General features: G+C 47.4%; 18 protein-coding genes. 16 read left to right on the top strand and 2 right to left on the bottom strand.

What is annotated here, in order from left to right:
• Positions 1-190: 190 nt before the first annotated feature.
• The 4 genes from LC508_RS27955 to LC508_RS27970 are packed head-to-tail and all read left to right on the top strand — an operon-like array spanning position 191 to position 3139.
• Positions 191-505 (top strand): YdcP family protein, encoded by a 315-nt coding sequence (locus LC508_RS27955; RefSeq protein ID WP_054353011.1) that lies wholly within the window; start codon positions 191-193, stop codon positions 503-505.
• A 15-nt stretch (positions 506-520) separates the two neighbouring features.
• Complete coding sequence (locus tag LC508_RS27960; RefSeq protein WP_103732356.1) at positions 521-913, top strand: YdcP family protein; 393 nt, start codon at positions 521-523, stop codon at positions 911-913.
• 8 nt (positions 914-921) lie between these two features.
• Complete coding sequence (locus LC508_RS27965) at positions 922-1737, top strand: Mom family adenine methylcarbamoylation protein (RefSeq protein ID WP_103732357.1); 816 nt, start codon at positions 922-924, stop codon at positions 1735-1737.
• 13 nt (positions 1738-1750) lie between these two features.
• The gene (locus LC508_RS27970; RefSeq protein ID WP_103732358.1) at positions 1751-3139 is read left to right on the top strand and encodes an FtsK/SpoIIIE domain-containing protein; all 1389 of its coding nucleotides are present in this window, start codon (positions 1751-1753) and stop codon (positions 3137-3139) included.
• 2 nt (positions 3140-3141) lie between these two features.
• Here LC508_RS27970 and LC508_RS27975 read toward each other — a convergent pair whose 3' ends face one another.
• Positions 3142-3342 carry a helix-turn-helix domain-containing protein gene (locus LC508_RS27975; protein ID WP_054353012.1) on the bottom strand — a complete coding sequence of 67 codons (201 nt, stop codon included), beginning with the start codon at positions 3340-3342 and terminating at the stop codon, positions 3142-3144.
• A gap of 104 nt (positions 3343-3446) precedes the next feature.
• On the opposite strand from LC508_RS27975, the gene LC508_RS27980 reads away from it, so the two are divergent.
• The 12 genes from LC508_RS27980 to LC508_RS28035 all read left to right on the top strand — a co-directional run bounded on the left by LC508_RS27980 (position 3447) and on the right by LC508_RS28035 (position 14055).
• Entirely contained in the window at positions 3447-3857 is a 411-nt protein-coding gene (locus tag LC508_RS27980; RefSeq protein WP_054353013.1) for a hypothetical protein, read from the top strand.
• A gap of 246 nt (positions 3858-4103) precedes the next feature.
• On the top strand, positions 4104-5312 hold the full coding sequence (gene mobT / locus LC508_RS27985; RefSeq protein WP_442857816.1) for a MobT family relaxase: 1209 nt from the start codon (positions 4104-4106) through the stop codon (positions 5310-5312).
• A 3-nt stretch (positions 5313-5315) separates the two neighbouring features.
• The gene (locus LC508_RS27990; protein WP_025490956.1) at positions 5316-5450 is read left to right on the top strand and encodes a DUF3789 domain-containing protein; all 135 of its coding nucleotides are present in this window, start codon (positions 5316-5318) and stop codon (positions 5448-5450) included.
• Positions 5447-5668: a hypothetical protein gene (locus LC508_RS27995; RefSeq protein WP_025490955.1), complete on the top strand. Its 222-nt coding sequence runs from the start codon at positions 5447-5449 to the stop codon at positions 5666-5668. The genes LC508_RS27990 and LC508_RS27995 overlap by 4 nt, the downstream gene beginning before the upstream one ends.
• Before the next feature lie 83 nt (positions 5669-5751).
• Positions 5752-5985 carry a hypothetical protein gene (locus tag LC508_RS28000; protein ID WP_103732359.1) on the top strand — a complete coding sequence of 78 codons (234 nt, stop codon included), beginning with the start codon at positions 5752-5754 and terminating at the stop codon, positions 5983-5985.
• Positions 5978-6481 carry an antirestriction protein ArdA gene (locus LC508_RS28005; RefSeq protein WP_103732360.1) on the top strand — a complete coding sequence of 168 codons (504 nt, stop codon included), beginning with the start codon at positions 5978-5980 and terminating at the stop codon, positions 6479-6481. The genes LC508_RS28000 and LC508_RS28005 overlap by 8 nt, the downstream gene beginning before the upstream one ends.
• A 12-nt stretch (positions 6482-6493) precedes the next feature.
• Positions 6494-6991, top strand: a complete 498-nt coding sequence (locus LC508_RS28010; RefSeq protein ID WP_103732361.1) for an antirestriction protein ArdA — start codon at positions 6494-6496, stop codon at positions 6989-6991.
• Positions 6992-7102: 111 nt separating this feature from the next.
• Positions 7103-7492: a conjugal transfer protein gene (locus LC508_RS28015; RefSeq protein ID WP_025490949.1), complete on the top strand. Its 390-nt coding sequence runs from the start codon at positions 7103-7105 to the stop codon at positions 7490-7492.
• Positions 7479-9929: a conjugal transfer ATPase TcpF gene (tcpF, locus tag LC508_RS28020; RefSeq protein WP_054353015.1), complete on the top strand. Its 2451-nt coding sequence runs from the start codon at positions 7479-7481 to the stop codon at positions 9927-9929. The genes LC508_RS28015 and tcpF overlap by 14 nt, the downstream gene beginning before the upstream one ends.
• Positions 9930-9934: 5 nt before the next feature.
• Positions 9935-12124, top strand: coding sequence for a CD3337/EF1877 family mobilome membrane protein (locus tag LC508_RS28025; protein WP_118594040.1), 2190 nt, complete (start codon positions 9935-9937; stop codon positions 12122-12124).
• Positions 12121-13125, top strand: a complete 1005-nt coding sequence (locus LC508_RS28030; RefSeq protein WP_103733023.1) for a bifunctional lytic transglycosylase/C40 family peptidase — start codon at positions 12121-12123, stop codon at positions 13123-13125. The genes LC508_RS28025 and LC508_RS28030 overlap by 4 nt, the downstream gene beginning before the upstream one ends.
• 21 nt (positions 13126-13146) lie before the next feature.
• On the top strand, positions 13147-14055 hold the full coding sequence (locus LC508_RS28035; protein WP_118594039.1) for a conjugal transfer protein: 909 nt from the start codon (positions 13147-13149) through the stop codon (positions 14053-14055).
• A 17-nt stretch (positions 14056-14072) separates the two neighbouring features.
• On the opposite strand, the gene LC508_RS28040 is transcribed toward LC508_RS28035, so the two are convergent.
• Entirely contained in the window at positions 14073-14642 is a 570-nt protein-coding gene (locus tag LC508_RS28040) for a TetR/AcrR family transcriptional regulator (RefSeq protein ID WP_054353017.1), read from the bottom strand.
• Positions 14643-14668 lie beyond the last annotated feature (26 nt).

Consider the following 14668-nt stretch of genomic DNA (forward strand, 5'->3'; position numbering starts at 1 on the left):
TATGAAGTTGCCTATCCGTTCACCGCCACAACATCAATCAGACCACGGTTTCACCTTTACACTGTTTCTTTTCTATCAATCGTCTTTTTGATTGATAGAAAAAAACAGTCCACTAGGGGGTTTGGGGGAGTGTAGCTCCCCCATGCTCTTACACCAAAAATAGATGAAGAAAGAAAAGAGGTAAAAATTTATGGAATTAAAACACGTCATCCCAAACATGGAAAAGACATTCGGAACACTGGAATTTGCTGGCGAGGGCAAGACCGAACAGCGTAGGGTCAATGGGCGCATGACGGTCATTTCCCGTAGCTTCAACTTGTATTCTGATGTACAGCGAGCCGACGACATTGTGGTTATCCTGCCTGCGTCCGCTGGCGAAAAAAATTTCGAGGTGGAGGAAAAAGTGAAGCTCATCAACCCGAAAATCACTGCTGACGGTTACAAAATCGGCAACCGTGGATTTACAAATTATATCCTGTCCGCTGACGACATGGTAAAAGCATAAGGAGGTCAAGAAACTATGAGATTAGCAAACGGTATCATCATTGACAAGGAAAAAACATTCGGCGTATTGAAATTTTCAGCTTTGCGGCGTGAGGTACACGTCCAGAACGAGGACGGTACGGTATCCGAGGAAATCAAGGAACGCACCTATGATTTGAAGTCCAGAGGACAGGGACGCATGATACAGGTAAGTATCCCTGCTTCTGTTCCCTTAAAGGAATTTGACTATAACGTCGAGGTGGAAATCATCAACCCTGTGGCGGACACGGTGGCGACTGCCACCTTTCAAGGTGCAGACGTGGACTGGTACATCAAGGCCGACGACATTATCTTGAAGAATAAGCAGAACCAGCCAGCAGGAAACCCACAGCACCAGCAGCCAAAGAAAGACAGCCCAAACGGGAAGTAGACCTGTAAATGGGGGCTGGTGATTTTGCAGAAAGGAGTCAAGGATTTATTGAGAATTTAACGATACAGGAAATCCCCAGAGAAACAGCGGTTGCTTTCATTCGTGAGTACCACTATTCCAAAGTGATACCCCGTCTATGTGTCTATTTTCTGGGGATTTACCATGAAAACCAGTTGACAGGTGTGGTGGAACTTGGGTGGGGCACGCAACCCTTACAGACAATCCACAAGATTTTCCCACAGCATGAGCTTGTGACAGCGGATTACCTTGAAATCGGGAAAATGTGCTTTCTCCCAGAAATGAACCACAACCAGTATTTTGGCAGCCTAGCCCTTTCCACTTTGATTAAGTGGCTTCGGGATAATACAGGCTGCCTTTTTCTATATACCCTTGCAGATGGTATAGAGGGAAAATGCGGTTACGTATATCAGGCTTCTAACTTCTACTATCTTGGCAGCTTTAAGACCAGCGTGTACCGTGACAGCCAGACGGGGGAAAAGATACACCCCCGAAGTGCCAGAATACTGCTGGAAGAAAATGCCCGTATAGATGGAGTCAAAAAGCGGCACTGGCTGACCCATGCTTTCTGTGAGTACAAAGGGATTGAGAAGATCAACGGGCTTATGTTCCGCTATATCTACCCCTTAACAAAAGAAGCAAGGCAGATTTTAAGGGACTATCCCTGCTATGTGAGAAATAACTACCCAAAAGACCATAGCCTGCTGTTCCAAAAGCGGGTTTCCAACAGAGTCTATGAAACCATTCAGCAGCCGCAATTTGATAAAAACACCTGCCGCTACAATACACAAAATTACAACCGATGAGAAAGGAGGACTTATGAAACAGATACAGAGGAAAGGCAACCGTATCCGAGCCAGTGACAGGTCGCTGGTGGTGCGGTCAATCACCCTGCGGCTGGCAGTGCTGTTCCTTGGGATACTCCTGCTGCTGAATATCCCTGCCCTGCTGCACACCGACTGGAACAGGGTTTCGCTGCTGCATGAGGGCAGCATAAAACTTACCGTCACGCCTTATATGGTGGTTTCCGTCATGGCTGCGGCTCTGGTGTGCGGCGTGGCTTCGTTCCTGTATGCCCGTTACTGTCCAGACAAGATAAAGCAGCTCTGCCACCGCCAGAAACTTTCCCGTATGATACTGGAAAATGGCTGGTACGAGTCCGAGCAGTCACAGGACAGCGGCTTTTTCAAAGACCTGCCAGCCAGCAGGTCAAAAGAGAAAATCACCCATTTCCCCAAAGTGTACTACCGCTTGGATAACGGACTCATTCACATTCTGGCTGAAATCACGCTGGGGAAATATCAAGACCAGCTCCTGCACTTGGAAAAGAAGCTGGAAACAGGGCTTTACTGTGAGCTGGTTTCCAAAGAGCTGAAAGACAGCTTTGTGGAATATATCCTGCTCTATGACACCATAGCCAACCGTATCACCATTGATGAGGTACGGGCGGAAAATGGCAGCTTAAAGCTCATGGCAAACGTCTGGTGGGAGTATGACAAGCTCCCCCATATGCTGATAGCTGGCGGCACGGGTGGCGGTAAGACGTATTTTATCCTTACCATCATAGAAGCCCTCCTGCGTACCAACGCCAAAATGTATGTGCTTGACCCAAAGAACGCTGACCTTGCCGACCTGTCCAATGTCATGCCCGAAGTCTACTACCGAAAGGAGGAAATCACAGACTGTATCGACCGTTTTTATGAGGGCATGATGGAACGGAGCGAAACCATGAAGCAGTTAGAGGGCTACAAGACGGGGGAAAACTACGCCTATTTAGGTCTGCCGCCCCACTTTCTGATTTTTGATGAATACGTGGCTTTCATGGAAATGCTGACGACAAAGGAAAACGCTGCGGTCTTGAATAAGCTGAAACAGATTGTCATGCTTGGGCGGCAGGCAGGCTATTTTCTGATACTCGCCTGTCAGCGGCCAGACGCTAAATACTTAGGCGACGGTATCCGCGACCAGTTTAATTTCCGTGTGGCTTTAGGGCGAATGTCAGAGCTGGGCTATTCGATGATGTTCGGCGAAGTAGACAAAGACTTTTTTCTGAAGCAGATCAGAGGGCGTGGCTATGTTGATGTGGGGACAAGTGTCATCAGTGAGTTTTACACTCCCCTTGTCCCCAAAGGGCATGATTTTATAGCTGTTATCGGAGAACTAGCAGGAAAGATGACAAAAAAAGAAGCTACGGAAAAATCCCCATAGCTTTAACGTAGCTTCAATATGTCATTTGGCGTACAGTCAAGAAATTCGCATAATCTGGCAAGTATCGCAAGGTCTATTCTGGTGACTTTACCCTTGCAATAATTATTGAGTTGTGTTCGTTGCAGCTTACAGGCTTCACATACCTTATTTTTGCTAATCTTCTTTTCTTTCAATAGCTGCTCTAAATCAATGTATATCATCATTCTTCTATACCCGTCCTTTTTGTTAATTATATATACAACTGTATTGAATAATAAGATGTATTACAGTACACTGTATGTATATACAGGGTAAAGGAGTGTTCTGGATGAGCAGTAAAAAATTATTAGGTCTTGCTACTATATTTATTGTGGCAGTAATGGCGACAGATTATTTACAGAATGGACGGGAAATGTCTGTTTACAACAGCTATTCCCTCACAGCAGGCGTTTATAAAGAAGAACACCTTATTGTCGTGGTGAACAGACTATATATCCCCGATAAAAAGGATTGTGCAAAAGAGATCGTCAGAAAATGCAGGGAAAACAACTTCGGAAACGTGCTATTCAGCTATGATTATGGTATTCCCAATGAACTGCACGCTTCGGTGTACCTGTCTGAACATGATGTAAAAAAAGGTGAACCCCTATTCACTTTTAGTTATACAGCAAAAGAAGGTGTGCTGACCGATTACAACATTGTGGATAATCCACAAGAATTTGAATTGACGGTTGAATAAAAACGACCAAAGGCAGGACGGGCAGGCGGCGTGCAAAGCGAAAGCCGCTGGCACGGACTAGCCTTTGTTGGGGTGGCGCAAGCCACGCCAACCATAAGCCCCTCGGTATCTAACAGAGGGGCACAAATACAATAGGAAACAGTCATAAAAGTATGGAAAGTCCTTGTGAAACGGGGACTTTTCCTGCTTTTTGATGGTGTCAACAAGACCGCTTTCAGTTGACACTTCCGTTTCCAGATAGGAGGGATTTTGCTGAATGACGCTGGCTGGATAAAGGATTTCAAAGAAAAGCGGCTGGCATACGGTGTTTCACAAAACAAGCTGGCGGTGGCTGCTGGCATTACAAGGCAGTACCTTAATAAGATAGAGTCTGGCAGTGCCGCCCCCAGCGAAGAACTGAAAGAAAACCTGCTGCAAGCTCTGGAACGGTACAATCCAGAAACACCGCTTACCATGTTGTTTGATTACGTGAGGATACGTTTTCCCACCACAGACGTGCGGTTCGTGGTAGAAACAATCCTTAAATTAAAGCTGGATTTTATGATACATGAGGACTTTGGTTTTTATTCCTATCCAGAGCATTACTACATGGGGGACATCTTCGTTTTGGTATCCCCCGACGAGGAAAAAGGGGTGCTGCTGGAACTGAAAGGAAAAGGCTGCCGCCAGTTTGAAAACTTCCTGCTGGCACAGCATAGGAGCTGGTACGACTTCTTTATGGACGCTCTGTGTGAGGGCGGAGTATGCAAGCGGATAGACCTTGCCATCAATGATATGGTGGGGATACTGGATATTCCAGAGCTGACAAGGAAATGCAGGAACGAGGAATGTATCTCCGTATTCCGTAGCTTTAAGTCCTACCGTTCTGGGGAGCTGGTTCAGAGCCATGAAGAAAACAAGTCCAGCATGGGACATACGCTCTATATCGGTTCGCTGAAATCAGAGGTTTACTTCTGCGTGTATGAAAAAGACTACGAGCAGTATGTGAAATACGATATTCCAGTGGAGGAAACACCCATCAAGAACCGATTTGAAATCCGCTTAAAGAATGAGCGAGCCTATTATGCGCTGCGTGACCTGCTGACCTACCACGACGCTGAACGCACTGCCTTTTCCATCATCAACCGTTATGTGCGTTTTGCTGACAAAGACGAAACAAAGCGTCGTAGCGAATGGCAGACAAATGAGCGTTGGGCTTGGTTTATCGGTGAGAACCGTGGTCGGCTGAAACTGACGACAAAACCAGAGCCTTATAACTTCCAGCGGACGCTGAACTGGCTGGCAAGGCAGGTTGCCCCCACCTTACAGGTGGCTGAAAAGCTGGACAGACTCAACAACACGACGATCATTAAGGACATGGTGAAAAACGCAAAGCTGACTGACCGACTGGAAAAGGTCTTACAGCAGCTATCCGTCACCGTGGAGGAAATGACCGTGGACGACAAGGAGGAATGAAAAATGTGGCATTTATTGTTTGACCTGCTGCTGGTGTCAGTAGGAATGGGCATGGGTGTGGTGCTTATGTGTATCCTGCAAGTAGGAAAAGAAGCGGACACCCACTTAAAAGAAATGGAAAGGAGCAAAGACAGATGAATTTCGGACAGAACTTATACAACTGGTTTTTAAGCAATGCACAGAGCCTTGTGCTTATGGCGATTGTGGTGATTGGCATTTACTTAGGCTTCAAACGTGAGTTCAGCAAACTTATCGGCTTTCTGGTGATTGCCTTGATTGCGGTCGGCTTGGTGTTCAATGCTGGCGGCGTGAAAGACGTGTTGCTGCAACTGTTTAACAAGATTATCGGAGCTTAAAATCATAAGTTTGCGCTTGCCGCAAACTTACCTATCCCCCTATGGGAGTTCGGGCATAGGGGGAATGAAAAGGGGGTGACGGAATGGTACAAAAAGACATATTTACTGATATACAGGGGAAAATCGGCTGCACACATATCTCCGACCTGCCGAGCTACAAACGTGAGGTCTGGCAGGAACTAAAAAAGCTGCCGCCCTCTGCCTATCCCCTCAACCAGTTAGAAAATTTTTCACGCTCTGTTTTCGGCGTAAGGTATTCCATCTTAACCGCTGTCATGGAGCAGCAGAAAGGACGTGATTTGATAACAAATGTATGAAATGAGATTATATATCCTCGACATCAGAAAGCCCTACCATGAGGACGAGGACGGGTATGCAGGCGCATGGTTCAACTGCCCTGTGGACTTGGAGGAAATCAAGGAAAGGCTTGGTGTCGAACACGAGGAAGATTTTGAGATTGCAGACTATGAGCTGCCCTTTGCCTTAAACCCCGATATGCCCTTATGGGAAATCAATGTTCTGTGCCGCATGATACAGGAAATCGAGGGCACACCTGTGGGAAATGAGTTGAAAGAAATACAGGCAAAGTGGTTTCAAAATATCGAGGACTTTATCGACCATAAGGACGAGATACGCCACTATGACGTGTCGGACTCGGCTGCGCTGGCTGAATACCTCATCATGGAGGAACACTGCTTCGGGGAGCTGCCGCCAGAACTGGTGCAGCACATTGACTTTACTTCCTACGGGCATGAGCTGGAACAAAGCGACGCTTACCTCTTTACTTCCAGCGGCGTGTTCCGTTACCCGTAAGGCGGTGTCCCTATGGAGGAAATGAGGGTCTATATCGCCAACTTAGGCAAATATAGCGAGGGTGAGCTTGTAGGTGACTGGTTCATGCCACCTGTGGACTATGACGAGATGGCAGAACGTATCGGCTTGAATGACCGTTACGAGGAATACGCAATCCATGACTATGAGCTGCCCTTTGAAATCGACGAGTACACGCCCATTGAGGAAGTGAACCGTCTGTGCGCTATGGTGGAGGAACTGGACTATCCGTTAAATGAAGTGATAGACGACCTGCTCTGCCAGTTTTGCAGCATAGAGGAACTTCACGACCACAAGGACGACATCATTCAGTACCCTGGCTGTGACGACATGGTGGACGTTGCCTATCACCTCATTGATGAGTGCGAAGCTCTGGGTGAGATACCCGACCGATTGAAACATTACATTGACTATGAAGCCTTTGCCCGTGACCTTGACTTGGAGGGCTGCTTCGTGGAAACAAGGTACGGAGTTTTTGAGTGCCTGTATTAACTGGCTGGCAGACCAACACAAAAGCGGTTCTGGCAGCTTATTTCATTGCACAGCAGTCTGTAAAAAGCAGGCTGCTGTTTCTATTTTCACAGAAAGGAATGGTACACAACATTGAAGAAAATAAGAAGCTATACAAGTATCTGGAGCGTGGAAAAGGTCATTTACGCCATCAATGATTTTCAGCTCCCGTTCCCCATCACGTTCACACAGATGGCATGGTTCGTGGTATCCCTGTTTGCGGTGATTGTGTTTGCCGAGCTGCCGCCGCTGAACATGATTGACGGTGCGTTCCTCAAATACTTTGGTATCCCCGTGGCAGTCACGTGGTTTGCGAGCCAGAAAACCTTTGATGGCAAGAAGCCTTTCGGTTTCCTAAAGTCCAGTATCAGCTACCTGCTCCGCCCCAAAGTGACCTATGCAGGAAAGACGGTCAAGCTGAAAACGGAAACTTTCAATACCGCTGTCACAGCAGTTAGGAGTGATTTATATGTTCCCGATTAAATATATCGAAAACAACCTTGTATTCAACCATGATGGGGAGTGCTTTGCCTACTATGAGCTGACACCCTACAATTATTCGTTCTTATCCCCAGAGGAAAAGTACATGGTGCATGACAACTTCCGCCAGTTAATCGCCCAGAACCGTGACGGGAAGATACACGCCTTGCAGATCAGCACCGAGTCCAGTATCCGAGCCACACAGGAACGCTCCAAACAGGAGGTCACAGGCCGACTCCGTGAGGTCGCCTGTGCAAAGATAGACGAGCAGACCGAAGCTCTGGTGGAAATGATTGGGGAAAATCAGATTGACTACCGCTTTTTCCTTGGCTTCAAGCTGCTGGTGAATGAGGAAGAAATCAGTCTGAAAAACGCAAGGAAGTCCGCTGCCATGACCTTTGCTGATTTTCTCTATGAGGTCAACCATCATCTGATGGGGGACTTTGTTTCCATGAGTAATGATGAAATCAACCGTTTCCGAAAGATGGAAAAGCTCTTGGAGAGCAAAATCTCAAGGCGGTTTAAAATAAGGCGGTTGGAAAAGAAAGACTTCGGATACCTCTTGGAGCATATCTACGGGAAAACAGGGATTGCTTATGAGGACTACGCCTATGACTTTCCTGTAAAGAAGCTGAAAAAGGAAACGCTGGTAAAGCGGTACGACCTTATCCGTCCCACACGCTGCCAGATTACAGAAAACCAGCGATACCTAAAGCTGGACAGTGAAGATCAGACAACGTATGTGGCCTACTTCACCATTAACAATATCGTCGGGGAGCTGGATTTTCCCTCAAGCGAGATTTTCTACTACCAACAGCAGCAATTCACGTTCCCTGTTTCCACTTCCATGAATGTAGAAATCGTCACCAACAAAAAAGCATTGACGACCGTCCGCAATAAAAAGAAAGAACTGAAAGACTTGGATAACCACGCATGGGAGTCCAACAACGAAACCAGCAGCAACGTGGTAGAAGCCCTCGACTCGGTGAATGAGCTGGAAACTGCCCTTGACCAGTCCAAAGAGTCCATGTATAAGCTGTCCTATGTGGTGCGTGTGGCGGCTGATAGCTTAGACGAGCTGAAACGCCGCTGTGATGAAGTAAAAGATTTTTACGACGACCTCAATGTAAAATTGGTGCGCCCGTTCGGGGATATGCTTGGGTTACACGGGGAGTTTATCCCTGCCAGCAAGCGGTATATCAACGATTATATCCAGTACGTGACTTCGGACTTCCTTGCTGGCCTTGGCTTTGGTGCGACACAGCAGCTTGGGGAAAATGACGGTATCTATATCGGCTATAACCTTGATACAGGCAGAAATGTGTACTTGAAGCCCAGCCTTGCGGCACAGGGAGTCAAAGGCTCTGTCACAAATGCTCTGGCTGCCGCTTTTTTAGGCTCACTGGGCGGTGGGAAATCCTTTGCCAACAACCTCATTGTCTATTATGCGGTGCTGTTCGGCGGCAGTGCGGTCATTGTAGACCCCAAAAGTGAGCGTGGGAACTGGAAAGAAACACTGCCAGAAATCGCCCATGAAATCAATATCGTGAACCTTACCAGTGAAGCAAGGAACAAGGGGCTGCTTGACCCCTACGTGATTATGAAGAACCTAAAAGACGCCGAGAGCCTTGCCATCGACATACTGACCTTTTTAACAGGTATCAGCTCCCGTGACGGTGAAAAATTCCCTGTGCTTAGAAAGGCAATCCGCTGTGTGACACAGGGAAAAAGGCATGGGCTGCTGCTTGTCATTGATGAGCTTAGAAAAGAAAACACGCCCGTGTCCAACAACATAGCGGAGCATATCGAGAGCATGGTGGACTATGACTTTGCACACTTGCTCTTTTCCGATGGTACGGTGGAACAGTCCATCAGCTTAGACAGGCAGCTAAACGTCATACAGGTGGCTGACCTTGTGCTGCCCGACCGTGACACAAAGTTTGAGGAATACACCACAATGGAGCTGCTCTCGGTGGCTATGCTGATTGTCATTTCCACCTTTGCCCTCGACTTTATCCATTCAGACCGTAGCGTTTTCAAGATGGTGGATTTAGATGAAGCGTGGACGTTCTTGCAGGTGGCACAGGGCAAGGCTCTGTCCAATAAGCTCATACGTGCAGGGCGTTCCATGAACGCCGCTGTCTACTTCGTGACACAGAACTCTGGTGACGTGGACGACGAGAAGATGAAGAACAATATCGGTTTGAAATTTGCGTTCCGTTCCACGGACATCAGTGAGATTAAGAACACCCTTGAATTTTTCGGCGTGGATAAAGACGACGAAAACAACCAGAAGCGTCTAAGGGATTTGGAGAACGGGCAATGCCTGTTTCAAGACCTCTACGGTCGTGTGGGCGTTATCCAGATACACCCTGTATTCTCTGACCTGTTCGCTGCCTTTGACACCAGACCGCCAAAACAGAATGAAGAAACGAGGTGAAGCCCATGAGGAAACAAAAAATCCTGCGCTATGCAGGTATCACCCTCTTGGTGGTGGTCGGTATCCTCGCTTTCTTATCCATCACAGGCACGGTGGCTCACGCCGCTGGTCTGGTGGACGACACAGTGGACGCTGCCAACCAGTATTCAAAGTACCCACTGGAAAACTACCAGCTTGATTTCTATGTGGACAGCTCATGGGACTGGCTGCCTTGGAACTGGCTTGACGGTATCGGCAAGTCTATCCAATACGGACTCTATGCCATCACAAATTTTGTCTGGACAGTGAGTATGTATATCTCCAATGCCACAGGGTATGTGGTACAGGAGGCATACAAGCTGGATTTTATATCGGACACCGCAAACGCAATCGGCAAGAATATCCAGACCTTGGCTGGTGTGAGTGCTGGCGGCTTTTCCACACAGGGATTTTATGTGGGTTTCCTGCTTATACTTGTGCTTATTGTAGGTATCTATGTTGCCTATACGGGGCTTATCAAACGGGAAACCACAAAGGCTGTCCATGCGGTCGTCAACTTCCTTGTGGTCTTTCTTCTGTCAGCGTCCTTTATTGCCTATGCGCCCAACTACATCACTAAAATCAATGACTTTTCTTCGGACATCAGCAGTGCGGCACTGACGCTGGGAACGAAAATCACCCTGCCCAACTCGGACAGTCAAGGGAAAGACAGCGTGGACTTGATACGGGACAGCCTGTTTTCCATACAGGTGCAGCAGCCTTGGCTGTTATTGCAGTATGGGACTTCCGATATGGAGGAGCTTGGGGCTGACCGTGTGGACGGTCTGCTTTCTGCCAGCCCAGACACGGACACCAGAGAGGATAAGGTCATAGAGGAAATCGAGGACAAGGACAATCCCAACATGAGCGTCACAAAGACCATGAGCCGCTTGGGAACGGTGGTCTTTCTGTTCCTGTTCAATATCGGCATTTCCATCTTTGTATTTTTGCTTACAGGCATGATGATTTTTTCGCAAGTGCTGTTCATCATCTATGCCAGTTTCCTGCCTGTGAGTTTTGTTCTTTCCATGATACCTACCTATGAGGGCATGGGGAAAAAGGCCATCACGAAACTGTTCAACACGATTATGATGAGGGCAGGTATCACCCTTATTATCACCGCTGCTTTTAGCGTGAGTACCATGTTCTACTCCATTTCAGCAGGGTATCCGTTCTTTATGATTGCCTTTTTGCAGATCGTCACCTATGGCGGTATCTATTTCAAACTTGGGGACTTGATGGGAATGTTCAGCCTGCAATCTGGGGACACCCAGCAGGTCGGCAGGCGTATCATGCGTCGCCCTTATCTGTTACTAAACCGTGGGGCAAGGCGTTTGGAGCGTCGTGTCGGCAGGACGTTAGCCGCTGGCATGGCTGGCGGTGCGGTAGGTGCAGCGGTGGCTTCTCATGCAAAGAAGAATGACACCAGACAGGCCGCACGTCCGAACCATGATACAGAGCAGCAATCTGGCGGCATTTCCAGCTTTGGCAAGCGTGCTGGCTCAAAGGTCGGTGCGGTTCTGGATACCAGACAGAGGGTCAAGGACAAAGCACAGACCGTCAAGGAGCAGGTCAAGGATATGCCGACACAGGCGGGCTATGCTGTCCATTCCGTCAAGGAAAAAGCGAAAGAAAACGTATCCGATTTCAAGCGTGGCATGATAGAGGAAAAAGCCACACGTCAGCAGGGACGGGCTGAAAAACAGGAAAAGCATAGGCAGACCATAGCCCAAAAGCGCATGGCACTGGATAAAGCAAAAGTGACAGGATCAGCGCCGAAAGGGGCTGCCCCTGGCCATGAACGTCCAGCCACAAAGCCCGTGTCTGGTTCACCTGTTCCACAGGTGGCCACTCCAAAAGGTTCAGCGGCTAAGACAGAGCCGACCATCAAGGAACGCCCTGCGGCAGTTACCAGAGATAGCCATGTGAAGCAGCAGCCTGTCAAGGCCAAAGAGCCAGCGGTCACGGTACAGGAGCAGCGGCCACAGGTGGCAAAAGAAGCGGCTGCCCGTTCCCAGACCAGCAAAGAACCGGTAAGACCACAGGCGGTTAAAGAACCTGTTTCTGCCATAAGTAAACCAGCCCGTCAGACCACTGCACAGAAATCCAGCCAAAGCACACATAGAAACACTGTGAAAAAAGCAACCCACACCCAAAAGAAAGGACGTAAGAAATGAAACTGCGGCATTTAGCACTGCTTGGTGGGATTTTCACGGTGATTATCAGCCTGCTGCTGTTCCTGTTTATCGTCACATCAGACGACGAGGAAAGCGGCGGCGGTTCCCGATTTGACTATTCGGGCATGAACCTGTCAGCGGAGGTCTTGAAACACCAGCCCACTGTTGAGAAGTATGCGAAAAAATACGGGGTTGAGGACTATGTGAATTACCTGCTTGCCATCATGCAGGTGGAGTCTGGCGGCACAGCGGTGGACGTTATGCAGTCCAGTGAAAGTCTGGGGCTGCCGCCCAATTCTCTAAATACAGAGCAGTCTATCGAGCAGGGGTGCAAATATTTTGCTTCTCTGCTTGCTTCATCAAAAGCGAAAGGCTGTGATATAAACACCGTCGTCCAGAGCTACAACTATGGCGGCGGTTTTCTTGATTATGTGGCAGGCCACGGGAAGAAGTACACCTTTGAACTGGCAGTCAGCTTCGCAAGGGAGAAGTCTGGCGGTGTCAAGGTGACTTACAAGAATGAAATCTCCATCAAGGAAAATGGCGGCTGGCGGTATAAGTACGGAAATATGTTCTATGTCCGTCTGGTAGCCCAATATCTGGCAGTCCCCAATTTCAGCGACGCAACAGTACAGGCCATCTTCAATGAAGCCTTGAAGTATCAAGGGTGGACGTATGTGTTTGGTGGCAGCAACCCCAACACCAGCTTCGATTGCAGCGGTCTGGTTCAGTGGTGCTATGGCAAGGCAGGTATCAGCTTACCCCGTGTGGCTCAAGACCAGTACGACGCAACCCAGCATATCCCACTGGCACAGGCAAAGGCTGGTGATTTGGTATTCTTCCACAGCACGTATAACGCTGGCACATATGTAACCCATGTGGGCATTTACGCTGGAAATAACCGTATGTATCACGCTGGAAATCCGATTGGCTATACAGACCTTAACACCCCATACTGGCAACAGCACTTGATTGGTGCTGGGCGTGTAAAATCCCATTAAGACAGAAAGGAAATGGTATCTATGAGATTAAAGAAAAAAGAAAAAGAAGCAAAACCCAATAAGGCAAAGAAAGTGCGTGTGATGAAAGTAGGCACACACAGAAAGTCCATTATCGCCCTTTGGCTGGTGCTGATTGCCAGCGTCAGCTTCGGGGTGTATAAGAATTTCACTGCCATTGATATGCACACCGTCCACGAGAAAGAGGTCATAGAACAGCGTATCGTGGATACGAACAGGATTGAGAACTTCGTCAAGGACTTTGCAAAGTCCTATTATTCATGGGGCAACAACAAAGAAGCCATTGAAGCAAGGACAGCCGCTATCAGCAGGTATCTCACAAAAGGTTTGCAGGATTTGAACGTGGACACAGTGCGGAGCGATATACCGACCAGCTCCATTGTAAATGAGGTAAAAATCTGGAACATAGAGCAGGCTGGAACAGACGAGTATGCTGTCCTCTACTCCGTAGATCAGACGGTGACGGAGGGCGAAAAGTCCGCTGTCCTCGTATCCGCCTATACGGTGGCTGTTCATGTGGACAGTGACGGGAACATGGTAATCACAAAGAACCCCACCATCAGCAGTATGCCAGCAAAGTCCAGCTATGAGCCAAAGGCGGCAGAAAGCGACGGAACGGTAGACGCTGCCACCACAGAGGAAGTGACGGAGTTCTTGGAAACATTCTTCAAGCTGTATCCCACCTCTACCGATAAGGAACTTTCCTACTATGTAGCGGATAGTGTGCTGAAACCCGTAAACATGGACTATCTGTATTCCGAGCTAATCAATCCGCTGTTCACTATGGACGGGGATAAGGTCAAGGTGTCGGTGTCAGTGAAGTACCTCGACCAGAGGACAAAGGCAGCACAGATTTCACAGTTTGACTTGGTGTTGGAAAAGAGCGTGGGTAATTGGAAGATTATTAGATAGTTAAAAGGGGCTTTTCATTATAGCCCCTTTTCCTCTCTCTTTGAATTAAAAAGGGACGCTTCTTTAAAAACTTGCGTCAAATCAGCGCTGTTTTGTATTAAACCATTATCTATCCATCTCATGAGCAGGTTCCACATTCCACCTGCATTAAAAGCCAACACAAGCTCAATATTCGGTTCACTTATCTTATATGGAAGTTTAGATTGAAATAGCTCATGTATGAATGGTAAACGCATATTGAATGCTTCTAATAATAAATTAGATAACCCATTTCTCCTTAAAGAAATTATAAAATCTAAATTTACATTACAAAAGTCCAGAAATACTTTGAATATTTTTTGCATATCAAGCTCATTTAATTCAGAAATTTTGCTTATATAATCCTGTGTTAATGAATCCAAGTGAAAATTTAATATATCCTGCTTTGATTTAAAATTCCGATAGAATGTACTCCTATCTAAATCCGCCTTTCGAGCTATTTCTTTAATTGTAATACTTTTATATGCTTTCTTCTGCATTAACACTAATAACGCAGAAACTAACCATTTCTGCGATTGAATGGCAATAGGATTTTGTGTCGAATACATTTTTTTACCTCCTCTTAAAACTGCAA

Source organism: Blautia parvula (assembly GCF_020215665.1).
Taxonomy (GTDB): domain Bacteria; phylum Bacillota; class Clostridia; order Lachnospirales; family Lachnospiraceae; genus Blautia; species Blautia celeris.